Here is a 21,808-nt window from a genome sequence, read left to right as displayed (position 1 = left end):
TTTTTCAAACAAGCCCTAGCCCAAAAGGACTATTCCTGCTCAGTTTTTGGGTATTTAGGGGCATCGCCCGTTTTTTCTCAATTGAAACCCGGCGAAAAATATGCTAATATGAAAGTAATAAAACGGCGGAAAGGCTATACCGTCGTCTGCTCACTGATGTCAAGCCCATAAAAAGCATGCCGGACTGGGGCGGTATTTTAGACCCCAATCAGAAAGGAAATCCCCCATGAACAAAAACACCTTTGCCCCCACCCCGCCCATGGGGTGGAACAGCTACGACTACTACGACACCACCGTCAACGAAGAACAGGTGAAGGCCAACGCCCGGGTGATGGCGGAAAATCTCAAGCCCTTCGGCTGGGAGTATGTGGTGGTGGACAGCCAGTGGTACGCCCACGGGGCCGGGTCCCAGCGGGACAAATTCCAGTACATCCCCTTCGCCCCGGTGGAGATGGACGAATATTCCCGCCTGCTGCCTGACCCGGCCCGGTTCCCTTCCTCCGCAGGCGGACAGGGGTTTGGGCCGCTGGCAGACTACGTGCACAACTTGGGGCTCAAGTTCGGCATCCACATGATGCGGGGCATCCCCCGGCAGGCGGCCCATAATCATACGAAAATCCTGCACACAGACACTGCCGCCGATATGGTGGCCGAACCGGACTCCGTCTGCCGCTGGAACCCGGACATGTACGGCGTGCGGGACTGCCCCGAGGGCCAGGCTTACTATGATTCCCTCCTGGAACTTTACGCCTCTTGGGGCGTGGACTTCATCAAGTGCGACGACATGTGCAACACCTATAACCTGGTGGACCATGACGAGCGGGGCTATGCGCGCAAACATGAGATCGAGATGCTGGCCCGGGCCATCCAGCGTGCGGGCAGGCCCATGGTGCTGTCCCTGTCGCCGGGGCCTGCGATAATTCAGAAATCCTGGCATTACAAAAAGTACGCCAACATGTGGCGCATCACTGACGATTTCTGGGACGACTGGAGGCTCTTGAAGGCCATGTTCCCCCGGTGCGAGATTTGGCAGGACCACGTGGCCCCAGGCTGCTACCCGGACTGCGACATGCTGCCCCTGGGGAAAATCGGCGGGGGCTTCGGCCAAGGGGAGCGGGATACCCGCCTGACCCGGGATGAGCAGCGCACTATGATGACCTTGTGGTGCCTGTTCGGCTCGCCGCTGATGTTGGGGGCCGAGCTGACCAAGCTGGACGACTGGACGCTGTCCCTGCTGACAAACCGGGAGGTGCTCTCCATGCTCACCCCAGAGTGCAGGCCCCAGCAACTGGAGCGGGACGACCGCCATGCCCTGTGGATGGCGGAGAACCAGCGGGAAAAGAAGCGGTACGCGGCTTTATTCAATCTGGCGGACCAGCCTGCCGCGCTCTCCATAGACCTGACAGAACTTTGGCCCGGCTGTGCCCGCGGACGGGAGTTGTGGACAGGGGAGCGGATTGCTGTGAAGGATGGTATACTTACTGTCCAGGTGCCGGTGCATGGGTGCAGGGTGTTTCAGGCCGAGTAAGGGAAGATAGCGGGAGAGTCTTTTTCCCAGCGCCCCGCGCGGCAGGCTGTCCCATTCAAAATTTCAGGATCCGATCTGCCCCAGCACCAGGCACAAAGCCAGCTCCAACCCAACCGGCAGGCTGTCCAGCTCCACCCATTCCTCCCGTGTGTGGGCCAGGCCGCCCCGTACAGTGCCAATGGTATTGGCAGGCAGGCCCAGGCTCAGGGGTATGTTGCTGTCGGTAGACTGGGGGGACACCTGGGCCTTCTCCCCCGTAACCGCTTCGATCACCTCCACAGAATTCCGGGTAAAACTTTCCAGCGCCCCCCGGTCCAGATCCCCGTCGCCAGGGCGCACGCCTAAGAGCTCCACCTGGATCTCCCAGCCCTGGCCCCGGCTGGCTTCCACAGCAGCGGTAAATTCTTCCTCCATCTTGTGCAGGCACGCCTGGGAGGTAGAACGGAACTCATAGAGCATGGAAGCCTCCTGGGCGATGGTGTTCACTGTGGTGCCGCCTTCGATGCTCCCTACGTTGTAGGTAGTCTTGGCTTCTGCGGGAGGTACGATGGCGTAAAGCCGCCCAATGAGTCCGCTGAGGATGTGGATGGCGTTGGGCCGGCCCCAGTCGCCAAAGGAGTGGCCGCCCATGGTCTTGCAGGTGACCCGGTAGCGGTAAGAACCCACGGCGCTGTTGGTGCAGCCGGGCATGTAGCCGTCAAAGGAGGTAAAGGCCCGGATGCGCCCGCCGTAGTCTTGGAAAAGCTGCTTGGTGCCGTCCAGGTTCCCCAGGCCCTCCTCGCAGCTGTTGGCTGCCAGAAGCAGGCCACGCTTGGGCTGGATATTGCCTTGCAGCAGATACTTGGCGCACAACAGCAGGTTCACCAGGTTAGCTGTGTCGTCGCCGATGCCCGGGGCAAAGAGCTTCCCGTCCCACTCGGCCATGGGCAGGGGATCCGTGTCTGGGAAAACGATGTCCGTGTGGGCCGCAAAGACGATCAGTTCCCCGTCCATGGGGCCGATTTTGCACACCACGTTCTGGGCATCGTCTATGACCACATCCGCGGCCCCCTGGGCCAGCAGCCAGTCCCGCACAAAAACTGCCCGCCGCCCCTCCTGGTGGGACGGGGCCGGTATTTTCCCCAAGGTGCGCAGAAGCTCCGCCTGCTCCTCTTTGTGATTCTGCGCAAATTGATGGGCTGTCTGCTGTATTTTTTCGTTCATAGGATAGCCTCCCTGTTTACATATTCTGTAAGGAAATCATACCACAAGTAGAGGGAAGTGTCTACTTGTTGGGGGCTTAAAGATGGGAATTGTTTGCAAAATGGGCATGGAGGAACCGGAGGACGGACCCTGGGTACAGATGTAAGCGTTATAAAGGGCCGAAAAGCATATCTAGGATTGAAAATGTCTGTGGAGTCCTGCAAACAAAAGTCAAGCCCCAAAATAAAAAATTTAGAAAGTGAAAAAGACGCAAGAAACTAGGGCTTGTTTGAAAATAGAGGAAATGACGAATTTTTGATTCAGAAGTGGTCAGATTCCAGGAAAAAACCGCAAGCCAACCTGCCGGTTGGCGAGGATTTTTGACACAGAATATGGCCGCTTATGGGCAAAAAGACAGCGTTTTCGATTTTTCAAACAAGCCCTAAGCCTGCAAAACCGGATTTTTGCAGAGCGAAATAAGTAGCTTCACAGATTCAGTTACAGTTTGGCAATTTCCTGATTGTCAGTAGCGTTGACGCATTCCTTGACCCTAGCGTAGTAGATGCGCAGGAACTTGTTCTGAGCAGCGGTCATGTAGACAAAATAAGGCTTGCCCTCGGGACGTTTTTTGTCCAGGAACTGGTACACCGGCTCGTCAGAGGGAGCCTTGCGGAGATAGGTATAAACAATCTGGTATAATGTCTTGCGTAGGTGAGGAGAGCCCCGCTTCGTTGTGGGATTGCTCTTGGAGATGTGCTTGCCTGAGTCATCCGCCGCCGGATCGATGCCGGCAGAACTCACGATGGAACTACGGCGAGGGAACCGGCGCACATCGCCAATCTCTGCCATCAACTGGACGGCAGTGGTTTTGCCCACACCGTACATGGCCCGGACCGTTTCATACTCCGGGAGCTGCTGGGCCAGTCGGGCCATTTCGGCGCGTAGGACGGCCAGCGCAGCCTTAACGAAGGCAAGCTCTTTTGCCGCGGTATTAATGAGCAGTTTGGTACTGCTGCTCTTGGGCAGTGTTGCGATAAGACCCAGGCTGTCTATGTACAAACTTGCTGCTTTCTGTGGGCTGAAATGATAGCCTTTTCGTTTACACCACTTGCGATAACGCTCTATGAAAGCCGTCTCGCCGACAAGGCGTATACACTCGCAATGCCAGAATGTAATAACAAAATCGATCCACTTCTGGCTTCCGTCCGCACGTTCCGGGCTGGAAAATAATTCGTTTACCCCTGGGAAAGTCTTGTCCGTAAGAGAAATGAGATTGTTTTGCAGCGCCACCGCATTCTTCATGTAGAGATCGTACTGGCGGGAGTACAGCTTCAGTTGTTCTCTGATCGCTCCCATAGGGGGGTATTCCCGCAGATCCACCCAGTTGTCAAGAGCGTACTTGGCGATTTTCATAGCGTCTGCTTTATCGGTCTTGACCTTGCGGATGGAACCTCCGCCGCTCTGCTTGATGAGTAGCGGATTCAACACGGTCACACGGATGGGGCTTGCCATATTTGAAATGCCGCTGGGCATAGTAAACATCTGCCCGTTTGTTTCGACCGGGAGCATCTCAATGGCTTGCGGGATTTTTGCCGGGACTGTTGTGGGGATGTGATCGCCTATCAGCGAATACACGCTGAACGCAGAGGGAATTGAGAACGGGAGCAACAGCCGCATGACCGCTATTCCCCAAAAGGCCAGGAATGTCTTTTTAGGCAGTAAATTGATTGCCAAAGCCCGTATAACGATAACAGCCAGGATCATCACAGCCCCCGCGCAACTCATTTGCAGCAGGCTCATTCGCTCCACCTCACTCCAAGTCGCCGACGATCTGTTTCAGCTTTTCGATCTGTTCGGCGCTTAATTTCTTCCTTCCCAGCAGAGCCGCAAACAGCTTGTCGGCAGAACCGTCATACACCTTGTTTATCAGCTCATTCGTTTCTGCCTCCTGCACATCCTCCTGCGGCACAAGCGCATGGCACATAAAGCCGGGATCGGAGCGTTCAATCGCACCCTTTTTGATACAACGCTTGATTAGGGTATAGGTCGTATTGACATTCCAGCCCAACTCCTCAGTCAGCAGTTTAGCGATATATTTTGCGGGGACATCGCCATCGCGCCAAAGGACAGACATCACTTTCAGCTCAGAGTCGAAAAGTTTAATGTCCATTCAGTCACACCTCCTTTTTAAGACTGTGGTAGTAGCCGCTACACCTAAATACTACCACAGTCTTAAAAACTTGTCAATACTACTTTGGTCTTAAAACAAAAATCATAATGTGATACCTGAAATCGCCATGGGATAAATCCCCTTTGTTTTCTGCACCATATAAAATAGCGGACAAGGGATTTTGAAAATCCTTTGTCCGCTATGTACGCTGGGTCTGTTATGTTTTATCCGGCTTTCTTCTGCTGGCCCGCCGCCCACTGGTCCAACAGACGATAGATGATCTTCTCGATCTGCAAGGGAGTATAGCTCTGGGGGAAGTATTTGCGGAGAGACTGTCCCTTGAGGGTGATGTTGTCCCAGTAGGGCTTTTTCTGCTCACACATGACGGCCAGCATAGCAATATTCATGTGGTTTCATAGGAACTGGCTGCTCGGCCCCGAGAGCGAGATACGTTTCTGTTCCATCCGAAAATCGAACTGTCAAATTTCCGTCAACTTTGTCCAGATTGTGCGCTGCTACGCAAAGACGGCTTTCCATTGAAATGACGTTGTAAATATCCACCACCTGATTGATGAACGGAATGCTCTGATGTTTCAGCAACATTGGACAACAACTTGGGACTTATATTTGTCTAATCGCGGAAAACAAAATATGGTGATACCTTTTGAGCAAGAAACTAAAATCCAGATTTTCTATACTCAAAACGACGGCTCCGAGGATGTACTCATTTATGGGCCAAAAGAAAATACGGAAGAAAACGGCGTAACCCTGCCAAGATTGATTTTAATGCCGTATTTCCTATTAGCTTTCCTTGCCCTTGTTGTACTTGCAATTCTACGATTTCTATTAAGAAATAAGCAAGCAATCATTGTTTGGATTGAGAGGGCTATACCGTTCCCCATTTCCTATATGGCAGCGCAGCTTTGCACAAAAGGACTTAACTTTACGACATATTCATCACAACGAGATTTTTGCATTATCATCCTGGTTGCTATGCTTCTTTATTTTGCGATGTTGATGGGAAAATCTCTTTATAAAGCAAAGCTGAACACTTCGAGGGGATAGACATGAAAAAATCTCTGTTTAGACTAACGGATATGTTAGAGCTAAGTGTTGCATATATTTTCTGCTTTTCTCTAAATTTGCTTTTGGACTATGCAAAGACTTTGGATTTGGATGCTTATATTCTAAAGGCTTTTTTGAAGAATTTTATTGACTACCAGCCCTTGATCGTTTCGGCGTTTACGTTCATTGTGATAGTTTTCCATTATCAAATGCTGGAAAGAAAAAAGACAGAAATATTTTGCAGAATACTTGTGGGTGGTACTGTGCCTACCATCACAATTCGATATATGCTGGACTGTATCGCGATACTCATTTTCGTTTATCTTCTGTCCGCTTTGGAAAATCTCCGTTTGGGTTTCAATTTAGCCAACAATTTTTATTTAGTCCTTATTCTTGTCACATATATACTAATCAGTGCAAGGCAGGTACGGAAATATGAAAATATTTAAGTTTATTGTTTCAAAAATATTTTTAAGAAAAGCGATTCTTGGGATAGGCATAATGCTACTGCTGTGCATGGCGAATTACATAACCTTTACTGCTGCTCGTTCCGTTTTGTCAACATTTCAAGGGTATCAAGAAACAAAATATGTAAATCAAGAGGGGGTCTACATCGCTAACTTAGACCCGGATAGTCCTATTGATATGGGCATCATTGACGAAAACAGAACGCAAGCAGTATATGACTATTTGAACAGTAACTTTAAGTATGCGTTCTACACAGACGGGTTTATGGTAGCCGTTCCCAACAGTGATGATATGAAAGTATCATTGGGCTATATGAACGAGCAGTATTATAGATTAAATGAATTTGAGCTGTCGCAAGGGACAGATTTGTATTTTGATTATCAATTAGATGGGGAAATCCCTGTTTTAATAGGAAAAGGGTTAAGCAATACATATCCCGTTGGATCAACAATAGAAATGGAAGAATCTGTTCTTGGACGGCCTCTGACTCTAAAGGTTCAGGGCGTGCTAAAGCAAAATGCGTACCATTCCAATTTCTATGCCCTCAATTCCAAGTCATACTACAATTTCTCGATTCTCTTTCCTGTGAATGAGGAATTTATCAATCATGCGAGCATGGACATCCAATTTAACGGCCTCATGGATATTATACTTTTGGACGCCTCAAAAGAAGAAATAGCAAGTTTGAGCAAGGTTATCAAAGACAATTTGGTTTTGAACTTTAATTTCTTTAGCCAAAAGGAAAATTATGACTACTTCAACGAATACTATCTTCATTCATTAAAAATCATACTCATAACAACCGTTATTCTTCTGATCGTCATAACTTGTCTTTCTGTTTGGAACGCATTAGTGAGCGTTCGCTTAATGCTGAAGGATTTTACAATCAATCTGTTGGTTGGATTGAGCTACTCGAAGTTGAAAAGAATTTTTTATGTTTATTTCGGGATGCTCTCCCTCGTTAATGTAGCACTGATTTCTATATTTACCGCCTTTAACAGATACGGGTGCTGGTTAAGAAAAGACGCCACCTTTGCCACTTACGGATTGTTTTGCTTGATAGGAATGGACTGGCTGGCGTTGTTGCTGGTGGTCGTTTCTGATATTGCTATCGGAATAATTGTTGTCGAAAGTATGTTGTGGAAAATCAAAAAGGTTCCAATCTCCTTGGGGGTATTGCAATGACGAAGATTATTGATCTAAGCGTTAAAGAAAAAATCTATAAGAGCAAAAAGGCGCAGATTTCAATACTAAATAATTTCAGGCTTGAAGTCGCCGCCGGTGAAAAAATCGCTATTGTAGGCGAGTCGGGAGCAGGCAAGAGTTCTTTGCTCAATATCGTTGGATTGCTTGATCGAAATTATTCCGGTGAATATACGCTTTTCGGTTCTCCGACAAATCAGTTACATACAAGCCAGTTAGCGCAATGGCGAAATCAACGGATTGGTTTTGTTCTTCAAGAGTCGGCACTCATTAACTCTTTGACGGTTGAAGATAACATCAAACTGCCGTTTCTCTATGCCAGTCCTGACAAAAAGGGTGTTGGGGAGATTGAGGATTTCGATACTGTCGTTAGTGCGATTGAGATCAGACACATACTAAAAAAGAAACCTCTTGAATGTTCCGGCGGAGAAAAGGCCAGAGCTGTATTTGCCAGAGGGATTATCATGAAACCTCAAATTATTTTGGCTGATGAACCTACGGCATCCCTGGATGTGGAGAACAGAGAAAGAATTGTAACCTTGCTTTTTAGCATGAACAAAGAGTTTAACACCACTATTATTACTGTAACTCATGATTTGGACATAGCCAATCGCCATGATAGAGTAATACATCTTGAAAGGAGTAAATAAAATGGGATTTTTTGCGATGATTGCCTCAATGCTGCTGGGGATATTGTTTGTTGCAATCGGGATTTCCCGCAGAAAGCAAAAGGGGTGGCCTATAATCCTTATCGCACTCGGAATATTATTTGTTCTCATTGCGATTTATTTGGGATGGCCTAAATAGAAGTCAATAAAGCCAAGTCTGCCCAGCCGCAGAAAAGAAAAAAACCGCTGCTGGGCAGACTGATTTCCCATGCCTATTTGTCACATGCGGCGGTTTTAAGAGATTAAAGCCGCCGTTCTTTTATCCCCCAAAAGAATGACGCGGTAATGCTGGCAGGTGCGGCGGCTGACAGGAGGCAGCCGCCATGAAGTACATAGCCGTTCGACACAATCCGACAGTATTTGCACTATCAAAAAAAGCCTGGTTCCTACTTGGGGATATTGCAACCATGAGTGTGTACTATACGGTGCGAATACTAACCCTATTAATTCATTTTTCGCCTGGCAGGTTTGTAACCTGTCGGGCGATTTTTGTCATATCCTGTTGCGCTTGATGAATGGCCTTAGCTCCCATCACCAATATGAGCGGGGAGAAAGCCAGCCGACTTTGGAATCCCTGGCAGCGCTTGCGGATTATTTCCATGTTTCTGTTGATTACCTGATAGGCAGAGCAGCAGGGGGCTGAATGAACGTAAAAAAAGGGCGTGTAACTCCTGGAGAAACCGAACGGTTTTTCTGAAAAGCAAATGGTTTTTTCAGAAAGCAAGGCTAAGCAAAACCAGGCAAAGCTAAGCAAAAGAAGCATGTGCTTGATTTGCTTACGCCTGGAAGCGGCGGGGAACGGCTCTGTGAGGCTCTGCAAGGCGATATTGTGCTTTCCTTGCTGTTTCCTTGTTTGTCGTGTTAATCAGCCTTGCTGGGCCTTGTAGATGGATTTATGGCGATGTAGAAGGGCCGGGGATTGCTCCCTGGCCCTTTTGCTTATTCCTGGGGGTTGTTTTCATCTGCAACCAGAATTTTCTCTCTACCTTCTACAGATTCCAAGCACTCAACGATTTTGTCATTTTTAAAGCCTTGTTTCCGTAGCCAGTCAATCAGGTTCAGAAGTTCTTTCGCCGTCACAGTTGCCACCTCCTTCCTTGTCCCGCTCCATCGTTTCATCAATAGCCCGGCCTATAAAGCTGTTCATGCTTTCGCCCCTGTTGTCTGCGTGGGCCTTGATTTCAGCTTTGCGGCCTTTTGGCATTCGAATTTGATAAACATCATAGTTTTCTTTCATGTACTTGCTTACGGCTTTCTGTTGTGCTTTAGATGCTGGAATAGGAGCCACCTCCCTTCATGTCTCTATTATACCACCTTTATATATCGAATCCAATATACAATTCATACATATATCGCATTCGATATTTGTGCAATCTACCACTTGATATATTGAATTCGATATAGTATACTATAGACACAGCAAGAGGGAAAGCCAAAGTCGAAAGCAAACGCGGCAAGGTAAGAGCGGGACAGGAGATGCAAGCAAAGGCACAGGCCGAGAGCTGCACAGCGCCCCCCGCCGCTTCCTGAAGGCTGAAATCAAAGGAGGCTATACCATGAATGAGAAGGTAAAAGAACTGCGGGAACTAAAGCGGCTGGCAGAGGAACTGCAAACAGAGATAGAGGGCTTGCAGGATGCCATAAAGGCCGAAATGACGGCCCAGGGGGTGGACACCCTCGCCGGGGCCGACTGGAAAGTGACCTGGAAGCCGGTTGCCAGCACACGCCTGGACACAGCGGCCCTTAAGAAAGCCCTACCCGATGTGGCCCAGCGGTTCACAAAGACCACCACAGCCCGCCGCTTCTGCGTGGCGTAAAGGAAAAGCCCTTATATAGCCGCCCCGTCAAAAGCGCTATATAAGAGCCGCACACAACCCTCTAAAGGGCTGGTACAGTTATTATACCAGCCCCGGGGGAAATTATCAAGGAGGAAAAGCAATGAACCATGATAAAATCATATCTGAGGGCAATCTGGATAACATTGCAGGCCGCTTAACCGCCTGCGGCGCTATACTCCACGTTATTCATGCTGGGATGGGCAGTAGCGGGGACTTAAGCGATGCCCTTTATGGCGCTTGTGACTTGCTGGAGAGTATCTGTAGGGATTTCCTGGCGGACATTGAGGCCGCCGGGGATTACCAGAGGGCAGGGCTGAAAAGGGAGGTATAAGATACTGTGAATCTGTTTCAAATGTTCAGGCGCAGGCACAAACAGGCGGCAGGCACTGTAGCGGTTCCGGTATGGGATGCCTGTAGCGGATTTACAGATACCCTGGAAGGGTGCGCGCTGCAAGGCGACGCTTTTAGGGCTGTGAAGAAAGTGTTTAAGGCTCTGCCCCCGGAAATCAGGCAAGGCTTGCTTTTTACGCCGAAAGCGGCAGGGGCTTGGGTAAGCCGGGCGCAATTCTGGCAGAAAGCCCTGTGGCCTGTGCTTCCCAAGAAGCTGTATCATGCAGCCATGCAGCAGATACTTAGGGGATTAGCCCATGCAAAGAACGCAAGGGCACGATTCCATTAGCCTGCTTTCGTGGAGTTAGGAGCTTGGGAGCATTCCCAAGCTTTTTCTAAATTTTTAGCGCACATTTAGCGCACAATTTCCCAATATTTCATGGCTTGATATAGGCCTGGATTTTATGTGCCATTTCGCAAAGCGTTGATATTACTGGGTTTTATAGACGCACGTGAAATGCCGTTCTCTCTTGTGAAACTTTGTGGTATATATGCAAAAAAGATAAGCCCAAACCCGAAAAAACTTCACTTCGTAAACCTGTAAATTTACGGTTTGCGAGGGGAGTGACAGCCCGTGTCTGTACTCAATTTCGATGCCATCGGCGGCATAGGAAGCCGCCCGCTTTCGCAGCAGGAGATGGAGGAAAAGCTCCGGCTATTGTGACAGGCGCGGCCGGTTTCATTGGGCGCTGGTTGGTGAGGGAATTAGCCCAAAACTGTGATAATGTAATAGCCGTTGTCCGGCCAGGCGGCCACCCGGAATGGTTGGACAACCGTGCGGGAGTCAAAGTTATAGAATGCGGTCTGCATGAATATGGCAGACTGCCTGCCTTGGCCGGTCCCCAAAAACAGTCCGTGTTTTACCATCTTGCATGGGCCGGCATTGCAGGGCCTTCCCGTTCTGACCCAGTGGTACATCTGGGAAATGTGGAGGCCGCTGGGCAGGCTGTGCAAGCAGCTATAGGAATAGGCTGTTCCCGTTTTGTTGGCGTAGGGTCTTTGCGGGAATATGAAGCGTTGGCCGAGCTGGATGCGGACAGGCTGGAAGTCAGCCCCAGTTGCATTTATGGCGAAGGCAAGCATTTTGCCCGGTTTTACACAAAGGCCCTTGCCGTCCAAGGGGGCCTGGAACATGTATGGACCGTCCTCTCCAATGTGTATGGGGAGGGGGACACCTCCCTACGGTTTATCATAAATACAACGCTGCATAAAATTCTGCATCATGAACCCCTGGAATTTACGTCCGGCACACAGTTGTATGATTTTATTCATGTGGAGGACACAGCGAGGGCTTTAGCGGCTATAGGGAAGTTTGGCGTGTCCGGATACAGTTATATTGTAGGAACTGGGAAGCCAAGGCCTTTACGGGAGTATATCGAGAAAATGGGAACGCTTTTTGCACCAGAAAGAGAATTGCGGTTTGGGGATATGCCATATTCAGGGATATCCTTGCCTGCTGACCGTTTCTCGGTAAAAAAGCTGACAGAAGATACAGGGTTTGTGCCGAAAGTCCTCTTTGGAGAAGGGATAAAGCGCACCATGGAATGGATAAAAAATAGGGAGGCTGGGAATGAGAAAATTTGAATTTATTGGGTCGGCGATTCCTGGCTGCTTTGAAATAAAATCGTTTTTTGCAGATGATGCCCGGGGCCGATTTGTTAAGGAATATAACCAGGCGGAGTTTGTAAAACACGGTATACAGGATAATTTGAAAGAAGTTTTCTATTCCACTAACAAAAAAGGCGTACTCCGTGGGCCAATGCCATTAAGTTAAGCATTTTGTAAAAAGATAAAGAAACCGGCAAAAAGCCCTTGACAAAATGAGAAAAATATGCGGCGAAGCCCCTTGAAAAATAAAAACTTCAAGGGGCTTATAAAATGAAACAAACCGCAAAAAACTTACGAAAAAAGCTGCTGTCTCAGGTAAGGAAAATGGGAAAGAATCCCCAAATTTACGCCAGCCGGCCGGGACGGGATTTCACCCGCCGCAGGGCGCTGGATTTTGAAAATATCATTTTCTTCTTGCTCACCATGAGCTGTGAAAGCGTGGGCAAAAATCTCATGAAAGCTTTCCGTTTTCAAGAAAAAACACCTTCTGCCTCCGCCTTTGTGCAGCAGCGGAAAAAGCTTTTGCCTAAAGCCTTGGAGGACTTATTTCACAGCTTTTCAAATTCACTTACCCCCGAAAAGAAGTACCGGGGATATCGGCTGCTGGCAGTGGATGGAACGTCCTTGAAATCATCAGCATACCCTGCAGATTTGCTTTCTTATCTGCCCGGAACAGACCGCCAGCACGGTTGGAACAAGCACCTGATAAACGCTCTTTTTGACTTGGAAAACGGCATTTATACAGACTTAATTGTCCAAAAGGAACACGAGAAAAATGAAGGCAAAGCTCTGTGTGAAATGACAGACCGTTCGCGGATTTCAGAGCCGGTTATCCTTTTAGCTGACCGGAACTATGCGTCCCTGAACAACTTGGCGCATCTGGAAAACCGGGGATGGAAATATGTCATCCGCCTGAAGGAAAGGGATTCGGTTTTTGGTGTAAAACTTCCTTGTTTTCCCGAATTTGATATACCCGCAAGCCTCACTTTGGGGCGCCTCACAAAACGAAAACTGGAAACAAGAAATATCCCTGTTCCGGCAGATTATTATAAGCTTACAAGTCAGCGTGTTTTCGATTTCCTGCCTGTAGAAAGCGTTGGCTTTTACCGGCTTTCTTTCCGTATCGTACGCGTAAATTTCTGCAATGGAAAAACGGAAACCTTCCTGACAAATCTGAATAAAAATCAATTTCCGCCCGAAACTTTGAAAGCTCTTTACGCCAAACGCTGGGGCATCGAAACATCTTTCCGCAGCCTGAAATATTCAGTGGCGCTCATTCATCTCCACTCCAAAATTCCAGAACTTATTTTACAGGAGGTTTTTGCTGCTTTCCTGATTTTTAACTTTGCACAGGCAGCAGCCTGGAACGTGAAGCTTTCCTGCCACAACACAAAACAAAAACAGCGCCTCAATTTTTCCGACGCTGTCTTTGCCTGCTGTGCTTTCTTACGGAAACCTTTTCGAGAACTGGAAGGGTTGCTTTACAGAAAACGCTTTCCGGTAAGGCGGGGACGGGCTTTCCAGAGACCTGTTTCCTCGGGTAATCGGATTTCTTGGTTTTATCTTCCGGCACGATAGCGGGGCTCTTTGGGGGCGCTTAACTTAATGGCATTGACTCCGTGGGCTGTATTTTCAGCGTGGAAAAATGCAGCCCAAACTGGTAAGTTGCATCTCTGGGCATATATGGGATGTAGTAGTAGACTTGCGCAAGGACAGTCCGATGTTTAAGCGTTGGCAGGCTTTTAATCTGACAGGGGATGAATGCAACCAAGTGTATGTTCCAGTGGGCTGTGCCCATGGCTTCCTGACGCTGGAAGATGCGGTTGTCCTCTATAAATGCGGGGAGGTTTTCTATCCGTCCATCCTCGACATGGTATATGTAAATAGAAGCCGTTGCTTGCAGGCAATAAAAAATCCCTCCAAACTTCAAAAACGAAGTCGGAGAGTGTTCAAAGCATGGCAAAATAGCTCACCGATACATCGTTTTTTTTATTCGGTGGGCTTGTCCTGCCTATGTAAAAAGAAAAGAACCGACAAACGGTGATTTCTCACTCGTTCATCGGCTCTGCGTCTTATGCGTCTGGCTCTTTGATGATTGTTACTTGCAAATTCTTTACTTCAATTAGAACTTCTTGCTTGCACTTTGGGCAATAAAGCGGATAGTTTTTCAATATAGTATCCTCTCTAATTCTATTACGGGTTTTGTTTCCACAAAGAGGGCATAATGCCCATTTCGTTTTATCCATATTAAAATTACTATAATCCTTTTTTAAGCTCTGTAATCCATTCTTCGATTGCCTGTACCAAGAGGAACTGTTGTCGTAAAACCGCCATGCCCGTGGCAGGAACATCGGGAGCATTTTCTTTCAAAGCAATGTTTTCCTCCAGATAGGTTTTCAGCACATTCATATTGCTTTCGATATTATCCAGACATTCTTTCTGGTTTTTCTTTGACATACTTTCCAGATTAACAATAACAGCATTAAAATCCAAAAATATGTTGATGGGCTTGCAAGATATTTCAAACATCAGCTTCTCAAATTCTTCTTTTCCTGCGTCCGTTAGGCTATAGACCGCTTTTTCGGGCATTTTCCCATCTTTCTCGGTACGGCTTGTAATAAGCCCTTTTTCCTCCAACTGAATAACCTTTTTATAAATGGATGGAGTGCTGATTTTTACCCACTTTGAAATATTGCGATATTCCACCAGTTTTTGAATGTCGTAGGCACTCAGAGACTCCCTTTTTAACATCCCCAACACAATTAAATCAATGGTTGCCATATAAACTTTTGCTCTTGACAAGTACTATAAATTATAGTAGAATAAATCCTGCGACGCAATTACTATATTTTATAGTACTATAAATAATACTATTTGTCAAGTGAAAGGAGCAAATAATGAACAGTCAAAGTAAAAAAATGGAGCTGCTCGGCAGTGCATCCATACCTAAAGCACTTTTGGCAATGGGCATTCCGACAATGATTGGTATGTTAGTCAATGCTTTCTATAATCTCGTGGATGCTTATTTCGTGGGCGGTTTAGGAGAGAGCCAGATGGGGGCAATCTCCGTGGTTTATCCTCTCGGACAGGTCGTCGTTGGTCTTGGTTTGTTGTTCGGCAACGGTGCAGCTTCCTATATTTCCCGATTGTTAGGTCTTGGTGATAAGGAAAATGCGGATAAAGTGGCAAGTACCGCTTTATACAGTAGCATATCAGTAACCACGCTGTCAGCCGCCGCCAGTGCGTTGATGGTGAGCATACCAAGGCTCGGCATACAGTCTATTAAACAATAGTCGTAGTTTTTCTTGACCTCGTTCACGCAGGTTTTTAGCACACTTTCACGGCTTATGGCGTTAATCAGCCTTACTTCCAAGCCCGACAGCTCAATATTGGACGGTAACAGGTCAACGCCCTCACCGTGGTGCAGGATACTTTTCTGAACATCTATGGGATTGTCCTCAATGATGTCCTGCATGATGGTGGAGAGTGTGACTGGTAAATCGTCTGGTCTGTGGTAGCCGAGGGACATGGTTAGATTTGCCTGTGCATCAGCATCAATGAGCAGGACTTTCTTGCCCTGCTGTGCCAGACTTACGCCCAGATTGACTGCCGTGGTGGTCTTGCCGACACCGCCTTTCTGATTGGTTAAAGCGATTACTTTGCAATTTGACATGGGTGCGTCCTCCTTTCGCATAGATTTAGCCGCTTTGTCAAAGGCGGCTATGTAACTGTATCAGAGGACGCAGAACGCAAAAAAGCCGCTTACTCTTAAAAGGGTTAAGAATAAGCGGCTTCATAAAGATGTGCCTTAGACATATTCAATTTTTACTCTCTTGACGGGGGCATTGGCTACCTTGAAGATAAGCTCGTCAACGCAGTCCCCGTATCTGCCTTGCCGTATGAGCTGATTTTTCAGCTCCACAAGGCTATGTAAAAGCAATGTTCTTTCTTGGCTATCCACATATATGTGAGTTTTCCTTTCTCTCATGCAACTCACCGTCCTTTCCTGCTTCCATTATATATAGAAGCGATGGAATACTCAAATGTGCCGTATCTGGTAGCAGGTAAACCTATAAAACAGGCTATTGAACTTGGAACTATCGCCTTTCAAATTAGCACGATTTTTAGCAGCTTTTTTCGGGAAATTAGCAGGAAAGGCATTTTGATTAGCAAACTCGGCAAAAATCCTGCTAATCATTAGCAATCCGAAGCAGGCTAACCGATGAACGAAAAAATCAAAGTTCGACTTTTCTCTGGAGCGTCTGATTAGCAAGATGGGCTTTTGCTAATCGCACTTTGCTATCTGTCCGATTTCTCTCGGAAAATAAGAAACGCCGAAAACCTTGATTTTACAGGGTTTTCGGCGGGGTTTTTGGCGTTCCCGAGGTGACTCGAACACCCGACCTACCGCTTAGGAGGCGGTCGCTCTATCCAACTGAGCTACGGAAACATTTATAAAAACTATGAAATTGTGGGACTTGCAACATTTCCCTTGCCCTCCCAAGGCGAGCGTTGGAACACTTTCTTAGGAGGCGGACACTCTATTCTGCTGAGCTATAGCGGCATTTATGAAAAATTTTTTACTGCCTTCCCAGGAGAACATATATCTTCCTGCCCTGTAATAAGCAAGTGCTTTTTAAGATGCAGTAAATACGCATAATATTTTACAGCATGTTGGATGGTTTGTCAATACAAATTCCGAAAGAAATCACGCCCTGGGATATCAGAAATAGAATACAAGCGGCATCCAAGTGATGTAAAATATCCGCTGGACATATTTATTATCGTAATATGCGCGGTGCTGTGCAGGTTGGATACATGGGGAGATTTGGTGATATACACCAAAAGCAGGAAGGATTTCTGGGAGAAAAAATTCGGAATACAGGCAATTTCCTCAAAAGCAGCCTTTGCCAAAATGTTAAGCGCTGTCAATGGCAAGGAAATAGGCGGTGCTGTTTTGGATATTCTCCGTATGCGGTTCGGCACTGCGGGGAAAGTGATCGCCGTGGATGGAAAGTCCATTCGCGGTACAGCAAAATCAGGGGAACCCCCACAGCCTGCTGCAGATTCTCAGCGCATATGTGACAGAAAACGGCGTGGTGCTGGCGCAAGAGGCCATTTATGAGAAAACCAGCGAGATCCCCGTTTTCCAAGAGATGCCCACCTATCTGGATGTCGAGAGGAAAACAGTCACCGCCGATGCCATGCACTTCCAGCGGGAAACCTGCCGCAAGGGGATTCAGCGCAAAGGAAACGGACAGATCCCAGACTGTAGAGAAGAACGCGGGATGTCTCCGCAAGGCAACGGATGTGGCTTTTTCGGGAGATGATTGCCGCTTTCTGAGCGAAAACGCCAACCGCGCCATGAATGTTTTACACAAATTCGCACTGGCTGTCCATAAAAACTTCCTTGCCTGCCATCACAAGAAAGTTTCCATAAAGGCTCATATGTTTTCTGCTCTTTTGCACCTGCCTTCTTCCTCTCTATCCTTCGCTTTTTATGTGACGGGCGTGGCCTTGCTGGGGAAGTCCATTGACATTTTTCTTGCTTTTTGCGCTGATATTCCCGGATCTCCAAAGGCCGTATTCTATTTTTGCAACGCAAATATTGAGCCAGGAGCTTGGCCTGTGAAACAGTGGGCGCGGGCTACTGCCCGGTAATCGCTCCGTCCGACAACGTCGGATACAACTATCCGCAGGATAGTTTGCGCTCATGCTTGCCCTCCCTCAAAAGGGAGGACTTTTGTAGGACATCTGCACTTCATTTGCAACCCCTGGAAATTCCTCGCAGTCCCGTCGTTTTTCGCGATAGCAACCCCACATTTCACCCCAAATTCTCATTAGCAACCCTTATCGTGATTTTGCACTAGAAAGCCCGGAATCCCTTGAAACGACCGGCGTTGTGAATTGGCGGATGGGTGCAGCGCAACCCACCCGCCTTTCTCCTGCTATCTGTATGGAGGCCCGAGCTTTAGCCTGCTTTTTTATCCGATGGTGCAAAACCCGCCTCATTTATGGGAGAATTCGGCCGTACACGTCCTATTCTACCCACAGTTGAACCTGCCCTCTGAATTCGCAAATGAAGTTATACCCTTATTCCCTCTTTTATGCTATACTGGCCTTGAAAGGAGCGGATGTTATGGGCAATCAGGTTGGCAGGAACATACATACCCTGCGGAAGCAGCAAGGGCTGACCCAGGAGCAACTGGCAGACTCAGTAAAGGTGTCTTTCCAGGCTGTCTCTAAATGGGAGAATGGTAACTCCTTGCCCAATGCCATTAAGTTAAGCATTTTGTAAAAAGATAAAGAAACCGGCAAAAAGCCCTTGACAAAATGAGAAAAATATGCGGCGAAGCCCCTTGAAAAATAAAAACTTCAAGGGGCTTATAAAATGAAACAAACCGCAAAAAACTTACGAAAAAAGCTGCTGTCTCAGGTAAGGAAAATGGGAAAGAATCCCCAAATTTACGCCAGCCGGCCGGGACGGGATTTCACCCGCCGCAGGGCGCTGGATTTTGAAAATATCATTTTCTTCTTGCTCACCATGAGCTGTGAAAGCGTGGGCAAAAATCTCATGAAAGCTTTCCGTTTTCAAGAAAAAACACCTTCTGCCTCCGCCTTTGTGCAGCAGCGGAAAAAGCTTTTGCCTAAAGCCTTGGAGGACTTATTTCACAGCTTTTCAAATTCACTTACCCCCGAAAAGAAGTACCGGGGATATCGGCTGCTGGCAGTGGATGGAACGTCCTTGAAATCATCAGCATACCCTGCAGATTTGCTTTCTTATCTGCCCGGAACAGACCGCCAGCACGGTTGGAACAAGCACCTGATAAACGCTCTTTTTGACTTGGAAAACGGCATTTATACAGACTTAATTGTCCAAAAGGAACACGAGAAAAATGAAGGCAAAGCTCTGTGTGAAATGACAGACCGTTCGCGGATTTCAGAGCCGGTTATCCTTTTAGCTGACCGGAACTATGCGTCCCTGAACAACTTGGCGCATCTGGAAAACCGGGGATGGAAATATGTCATCCGCCTGAAGGAAAGGGATTCGGTTTTTGGTGTAAAACTTCCTTGTTTTCCCGAATTTGATATACCCGCAAGCCTCACTTTGGGGCGCCTCACAAAACGAAAACTGGAAACAAGAAATATCCCTGTTCCGGCAGATTATTATAAGCTTACAAGTCAGCGTGTTTTCGATTTCCTGCCTGTAGAAAGCGTTGGCTTTTACCGGCTTTCTTTCCGTATCGTACGCGTAAATTTCTGCAATGGAAAAACGGAAACCTTCCTGACAAATCTGAATAAAAATCAATTTCCGCCCGAAACTTTGAAAGCTCTTTACGCCAAACGCTGGGGCATCGAAACATCTTTCCGCAGCCTGAAATATTCAGTGGCGCTCATTCATCTCCACTCCAAAATTCCAGAACTTATTTTACAGGAGGTTTTTGCTGCTTTCCTGATTTTTAACTTTGCACAGGCAGCAGCCTGGAACGTGAAGCTTTCCTGCCACAACACAAAACAAAAACAGCGCCTCAATTTTTCCGACGCTGTCTTTGCCTGCTGTGCTTTCTTACGGAAACCTTTTCGAGAACTGGAAGGGTTGCTTTACAGAAAACGCTTTCCGGTAAGGCGGGGACGGGCTTTCCAGAGACCTGTTTCCTCGGGTAATCGGATTTCTTGGTTTTATCTTCCGGCACGATAGCGGGGCTCTTTGGGGGCGCTTAACTTAATGGCATTGAACTCCTTGCCAGACATTTCCACGCTTCCCCTATTGGCCAATGTCCTGCACTGCAGCATTGATCAACTGATGGGCTATGCGGCAGAGCAGAAACGCATTACCGACTATGAAGAACGCTATAAGGCCGATGGCTACTATTGGGGCGTGCAGCCCTCTCCTATGTGTTATGAGATAATGAAGCTTTGTCCTCCCATAAAGCCTCTGCGCCTGCTGGATGTGGCTTGCGGCGAAGGGAAAAACGCGGTGTTCTTTGCCCGCAATGGGTACAGCGTCACCGCTTTTGACGCGGCACACCTGGGGTTGGACAAGGCAAAACGCCTTGCCGAAAAGGTTCAGGTGGATATCAACTTCTTCCGGGCTGATCTGCGTGATTTCCGGCTGGACAGCCATTTTGATATTGTGTTCTGCTCTGGCTCTCTGCACTACATTTCTCAAGAGCTGCGGCGGGAGATATTGGAAAATTACCAGGCGCACACAACAGATGCCGGGCTTCATGCCCTGAACGTATTTGTGAGGAAGCCCTTCCTCATTACGGAATCCGACCAGCGGGAGGGCCGTTATAAATGGGTGTCCGGTGAGCTTTTCACTTATTACGCCGACTGGCTCATCGTCCACTGCGAGGAGAAAATTTTCGACTGCATGAGCGGCGGTTCCCCGCATAGGCATTGCATGGACACCCTGTACGCTATCAAGCAGACCGCCGTGATCTGAGTATTCGGAAAGGGATGAGCCTATGAAAAAAATTATTTCCGGCAAAGTAAGAGAAGTTTACGAAACGGGAGAAAGCCAACTGGCCATCGTAGCTACGGACAGGATCTCGGCATTCGATGTCATCCTGGACTCCGTTATAAAAGACAAAGGAGTGGCGCTTACGCAGATTAGCAATTTCTGGTTTGATTATACCCGCGCTATTGTGCCAAACCACATCCTTTCAGCTAACCCTGCGGGGCTGCCCCAGCCCTGCCAAAAGCGCACAGTCTTGGTTAAGAAACTGAACATGCTGCCTTACGAATTCATCGTGCGGGGCTATATGTTTGGCAGCTTGTGGAAAGAGTATCAGGCGGCTGGGAGTTATAATGGGAACAAGTATCAACTGGCAGAAAAGCTGTCGGAGCCTGTCCTGACGCCTGCGGCAAAGAACAGCGCGGGGCACGATGAAAATATATCAATGGAAAAGCTGCGGCAGGATTTGGGCCCTGATGAGACAGAAAAAATCTATAAAATCAGCTTTGCTCTCTATGAAACCTGTGCAGCACACGCTTTACAAAAGGGCATCATCCTTGTAGACGCAAAATTCGAGTTTGGGTATGATGGAGATGGTACTCTCACCTTGGGCGATGAAATTTGCACACCGGATTCCAGCCGGTTTTGGGCAGCGGAGGACTACCGGACGGGCATATCGCCAAAGTGCTTTGACAAGCAGTTCGTGCGGGATTGGCTTACAGACAATGGGCTGGATGGAGTAGAGCCTGGGCCAGCGCTGCCGAAGGATATCGTGCACACTACTGAGGGGCTTTATAGGGAATGTTTCCGACGACTTACAGGCAAGAATGAGTATTAGCAGATAGCAAGGCGGGATAGCCTTGCTTGAAGTAAACCATCGGAAAAAGGAATTCAAGATGCCTGTACAAAAAGGGGAAACTTCTCTGCTGCGCGGAATTTGTTTTGCTACTCTAGTTTTGAACGATGGGGAGTGCCCAAAGCGAGGAGTTTATAGAAAGAAATTCATCAATTTGGATAAGTGGTTTTAGGTCTTGTTTGAAAAATCGAAAACGCTGTTTTTTGGCCCATAAGCGGCCATATTCTGCGTCAAAAATCCTCGCCAACCGGCAGGTTGGCTTGCGGTTTTTTCCTGGAATCTGACCACTTCTGAATCAAAAATTCGTCATTTCCTCTATTTTCAAACAAGCCCTAGGATCAAACCTTTTTTTCAAAAGGGTTTGCAGGGCTATG

26 protein-coding genes, 1 tRNA gene and 3 pseudogenes are annotated in these 21,808 nt (G+C 47.8%); 19 read left to right on the top strand and 11 right to left on the bottom strand.

The genetic code is table 11. The annotated features are described in order from the left end of the window. Positions 1 to 226: 226 nt before the first annotated feature. Positions 227 to 1,528: a glycoside hydrolase family 27 protein gene (locus VSQ30_RS01455; RefSeq protein ID WP_334461495.1), complete on the top strand. Its 1,302-nt coding sequence runs from the start codon at positions 227 to 229 to the stop codon at positions 1,526 to 1,528. A gap of 63 nt (positions 1,529 to 1,591) precedes the next feature. Here the strand turns inward: VSQ30_RS01455 and VSQ30_RS01450 are convergent, their stop codons facing one another. The 5 genes from VSQ30_RS01450 to VSQ30_RS20585 all read right to left on the bottom strand — a co-directional run bounded on the left by VSQ30_RS01450 (position 1,592) and on the right by VSQ30_RS20585 (position 5,483). Continuing rightward, the gene (locus VSQ30_RS01450) at positions 1,592 to 2,731 is read right to left on the bottom strand and encodes a M20/M25/M40 family metallo-hydrolase (RefSeq protein ID WP_334461494.1); all 1,140 of its coding nucleotides are present in this window, start codon (positions 2,729 to 2,731) and stop codon (positions 1,592 to 1,594) included. A 477-nt stretch (positions 2,732 to 3,208) separates the two neighbouring features. Continuing rightward, entirely contained in the window at positions 3,209 to 4,510 is a 1,302-nt protein-coding gene (locus tag VSQ30_RS01445; protein ID WP_334461493.1) for an IS110 family RNA-guided transposase, read from the bottom strand. A gap of 10 nt (positions 4,511 to 4,520) precedes the next feature. Then, positions 4,521 to 4,880 (bottom strand): BlaI/MecI/CopY family transcriptional regulator, encoded by a 360-nt coding sequence (locus VSQ30_RS01440; RefSeq protein ID WP_334461491.1) that lies wholly within the window; start codon positions 4,878 to 4,880, stop codon positions 4,521 to 4,523. Positions 4,881 to 5,104: 224 nt separating this feature from the next. Beyond that, positions 5,105 to 5,287: a hypothetical protein gene (locus VSQ30_RS01435; protein ID WP_334461490.1), complete on the bottom strand. Its 183-nt coding sequence runs from the start codon at positions 5,285 to 5,287 to the stop codon at positions 5,105 to 5,107. Further along, on the bottom strand, positions 5,256 to 5,483 hold the full coding sequence (locus VSQ30_RS20585) for a phenylalanine--tRNA ligase beta subunit-related protein (RefSeq protein WP_350339940.1): 228 nt from the start codon (positions 5,481 to 5,483) through the stop codon (positions 5,256 to 5,258). Before VSQ30_RS20585 ends, VSQ30_RS01435 begins: the two co-directional genes overlap by 32 nt. On the opposite strand from VSQ30_RS20585, the gene VSQ30_RS01430 reads away from it, so the two are divergent. The 5 genes from VSQ30_RS01430 to VSQ30_RS20580 all read left to right on the top strand — a co-directional run bounded on the left by VSQ30_RS01430 (position 5,469) and on the right by VSQ30_RS20580 (position 8,927). Further along, on the top strand, positions 5,469 to 5,945 hold the full coding sequence (locus VSQ30_RS01430) for a hypothetical protein (RefSeq protein WP_334461489.1): 477 nt from the start codon (positions 5,469 to 5,471) through the stop codon (positions 5,943 to 5,945). The two genes, VSQ30_RS20585 and VSQ30_RS01430, sit on opposite strands and share 15 nt — an antisense overlap. A gap of 435 nt (positions 5,946 to 6,380) precedes the next feature. Further along, the gene (locus tag VSQ30_RS01425) at positions 6,381 to 7,598 is read left to right on the top strand and encodes a peptide ABC transporter permease (RefSeq protein WP_334461487.1); all 1,218 of its coding nucleotides are present in this window, start codon (positions 6,381 to 6,383) and stop codon (positions 7,596 to 7,598) included. Beyond that, a complete protein-coding gene (locus VSQ30_RS01420) occupies positions 7,595 to 8,266 on the top strand; it encodes an ABC transporter ATP-binding protein (RefSeq protein ID WP_334461486.1) in 672 nt (223 codons plus the stop codon). The genes VSQ30_RS01425 and VSQ30_RS01420 overlap by 4 nt, the downstream gene beginning before the upstream one ends. Position 8,267: 1 nt before the next feature. Beyond that, a complete protein-coding gene (locus VSQ30_RS01415) occupies positions 8,268 to 8,423 on the top strand; it encodes a hypothetical protein (protein WP_334461484.1) in 156 nt (51 codons plus the stop codon). Between the two features lie 372 nt (positions 8,424 to 8,795). After that, positions 8,796 to 8,927 carry a helix-turn-helix domain-containing protein gene (locus tag VSQ30_RS20580; RefSeq protein ID WP_350339951.1) on the top strand — a complete coding sequence of 44 codons (132 nt, stop codon included), beginning with the start codon at positions 8,796 to 8,798 and terminating at the stop codon, positions 8,925 to 8,927. A gap of 296 nt (positions 8,928 to 9,223) precedes the next feature. On the opposite strand, the gene VSQ30_RS01405 is transcribed toward VSQ30_RS20580, so the two are convergent. Continuing rightward, positions 9,224 to 9,364 (bottom strand): hypothetical protein, encoded by a 141-nt coding sequence (locus VSQ30_RS01405; RefSeq protein ID WP_334461480.1) that lies wholly within the window; start codon positions 9,362 to 9,364, stop codon positions 9,224 to 9,226. Beyond that, the gene (locus tag VSQ30_RS01400; protein WP_334461479.1) at positions 9,333 to 9,521 is read right to left on the bottom strand and encodes an Arc family DNA-binding protein; all 189 of its coding nucleotides are present in this window, start codon (positions 9,519 to 9,521) and stop codon (positions 9,333 to 9,335) included. Before VSQ30_RS01400 ends, VSQ30_RS01405 begins: the two co-directional genes overlap by 32 nt. Positions 9,522 to 9,840: 319 nt before the next feature. Between VSQ30_RS01400 and VSQ30_RS01395 the strand changes: the two genes are divergently transcribed. The 7 genes from VSQ30_RS01395 (at position 9,841) to VSQ30_RS01365 (ending at position 14,164) form a co-directional block, all read left to right on the top strand. Further along, entirely contained in the window at positions 9,841 to 10,101 is a 261-nt protein-coding gene (locus VSQ30_RS01395; RefSeq protein WP_334461478.1) for a hypothetical protein, read from the top strand. A 121-nt stretch (positions 10,102 to 10,222) separates the two neighbouring features. Beyond that, positions 10,223 to 10,453 carry a hypothetical protein gene (locus VSQ30_RS01390; RefSeq protein ID WP_334461477.1) on the top strand — a complete coding sequence of 77 codons (231 nt, stop codon included), beginning with the start codon at positions 10,223 to 10,225 and terminating at the stop codon, positions 10,451 to 10,453. A gap of 6 nt (positions 10,454 to 10,459) precedes the next feature. After that, on the top strand, positions 10,460 to 10,801 hold the full coding sequence (locus tag VSQ30_RS01385) for a hypothetical protein (protein WP_334461475.1): 342 nt from the start codon (positions 10,460 to 10,462) through the stop codon (positions 10,799 to 10,801). A 275-nt stretch (positions 10,802 to 11,076) separates the two neighbouring features. Next, on the top strand, positions 11,077 to 12,096 hold the full coding sequence (locus VSQ30_RS01380) for an NAD-dependent epimerase/dehydratase family protein (RefSeq protein ID WP_334461474.1): 1,020 nt from the start codon (positions 11,077 to 11,079) through the stop codon (positions 12,094 to 12,096). After that, complete coding sequence (locus VSQ30_RS01375; RefSeq protein ID WP_334461473.1) at positions 12,083 to 12,286, top strand: dTDP-4-dehydrorhamnose 3,5-epimerase family protein; 204 nt, start codon at positions 12,083 to 12,085, stop codon at positions 12,284 to 12,286. The genes VSQ30_RS01380 and VSQ30_RS01375 overlap by 14 nt, the downstream gene beginning before the upstream one ends. Positions 12,287 to 12,390: 104 nt before the next feature. Then, positions 12,391 to 13,698: an IS4 family transposase gene (locus VSQ30_RS01370; protein ID WP_334461212.1), complete on the top strand. Its 1,308-nt coding sequence runs from the start codon at positions 12,391 to 12,393 to the stop codon at positions 13,696 to 13,698. A gap of 46 nt (positions 13,699 to 13,744) precedes the next feature. Next, positions 13,745 to 14,164, top strand: coding sequence for a dTDP-4-dehydrorhamnose 3,5-epimerase family protein (locus tag VSQ30_RS01365; RefSeq protein WP_334464757.1), 420 nt, complete (start codon positions 13,745 to 13,747; stop codon positions 14,162 to 14,164). Between the two features lie 12 nt (positions 14,165 to 14,176). Here the strand turns inward: VSQ30_RS01365 and VSQ30_RS01360 are convergent. After that, a pseudogene (locus VSQ30_RS01360) lies at positions 14,177 to 14,366 on the bottom strand (cysteine-rich KTR domain-containing protein). A 10-nt stretch (positions 14,367 to 14,376) separates the two neighbouring features. Beyond that, positions 14,377 to 14,901, bottom strand: coding sequence for a PadR family transcriptional regulator (locus VSQ30_RS01355; protein WP_334461471.1), 525 nt, complete (start codon positions 14,899 to 14,901; stop codon positions 14,377 to 14,379). A gap of 116 nt (positions 14,902 to 15,017) precedes the next feature. Between VSQ30_RS01355 and VSQ30_RS01350 the strand changes: the two are divergent. Next, positions 15,018 to 15,374, top strand: a pseudogene (locus VSQ30_RS01350) (MATE family efflux transporter); the annotation flags it as partial. Here the strand turns inward: VSQ30_RS01350 and VSQ30_RS01345 are convergent. Next, a pseudogene (locus VSQ30_RS01345) lies at positions 15,338 to 15,793 on the bottom strand (ParA family protein); the annotation flags it as partial. The pseudogenes VSQ30_RS01350 and VSQ30_RS01345 overlap by 37 nt on opposite strands. A 700-nt stretch (positions 15,794 to 16,493) precedes the next feature. After that, positions 16,494 to 16,570: transfer RNA gene (locus VSQ30_RS01335), tRNA-Arg, on the bottom strand. Positions 16,571 to 17,129: 559 nt separating this feature from the next. On the opposite strand from VSQ30_RS01335, the gene VSQ30_RS01330 reads away from it, so the two are divergent. The 5 genes from VSQ30_RS01330 to VSQ30_RS01310 all read left to right on the top strand — a co-directional run bounded on the left by VSQ30_RS01330 (position 17,130) and on the right by VSQ30_RS01310 (position 21,416). Beyond that, complete coding sequence (locus VSQ30_RS01330) at positions 17,130 to 17,450, top strand: hypothetical protein (RefSeq protein WP_334461469.1); 321 nt, start codon at positions 17,130 to 17,132, stop codon at positions 17,448 to 17,450. 809 nt (positions 17,451 to 18,259) lie between these two features. Beyond that, positions 18,260 to 18,418 carry a helix-turn-helix transcriptional regulator gene (locus VSQ30_RS01325; RefSeq protein ID WP_334461468.1) on the top strand — a complete coding sequence of 53 codons (159 nt, stop codon included), beginning with the start codon at positions 18,260 to 18,262 and terminating at the stop codon, positions 18,416 to 18,418. A 93-nt stretch (positions 18,419 to 18,511) separates the two neighbouring features. Then, positions 18,512 to 19,819, top strand: coding sequence for an IS4 family transposase (locus tag VSQ30_RS01320; protein ID WP_334461212.1), 1,308 nt, complete (start codon positions 18,512 to 18,514; stop codon positions 19,817 to 19,819). A gap of 27 nt (positions 19,820 to 19,846) precedes the next feature. Further along, positions 19,847 to 20,566 carry a class I SAM-dependent methyltransferase gene (locus VSQ30_RS01315; RefSeq protein ID WP_334461467.1) on the top strand — a complete coding sequence of 240 codons (720 nt, stop codon included), beginning with the start codon at positions 19,847 to 19,849 and terminating at the stop codon, positions 20,564 to 20,566. A gap of 22 nt (positions 20,567 to 20,588) precedes the next feature. Then, entirely contained in the window at positions 20,589 to 21,416 is an 828-nt protein-coding gene (locus tag VSQ30_RS01310) for a phosphoribosylaminoimidazolesuccinocarboxamide synthase (protein ID WP_334461466.1), read from the top strand. The last annotated feature ends 392 nt before the right edge of the window (positions 21,417 to 21,808 follow it).

Source organism: Acutalibacter sp. JLR.KK004 (assembly GCF_036941085.1).
GTDB lineage: Bacteria > Bacillota > Clostridia > Oscillospirales > Acutalibacteraceae > Acutalibacter.
Note: the sequence above shows the minus strand (reverse complement) of the source record. Positions and strands in the feature narration are given on the sequence as shown.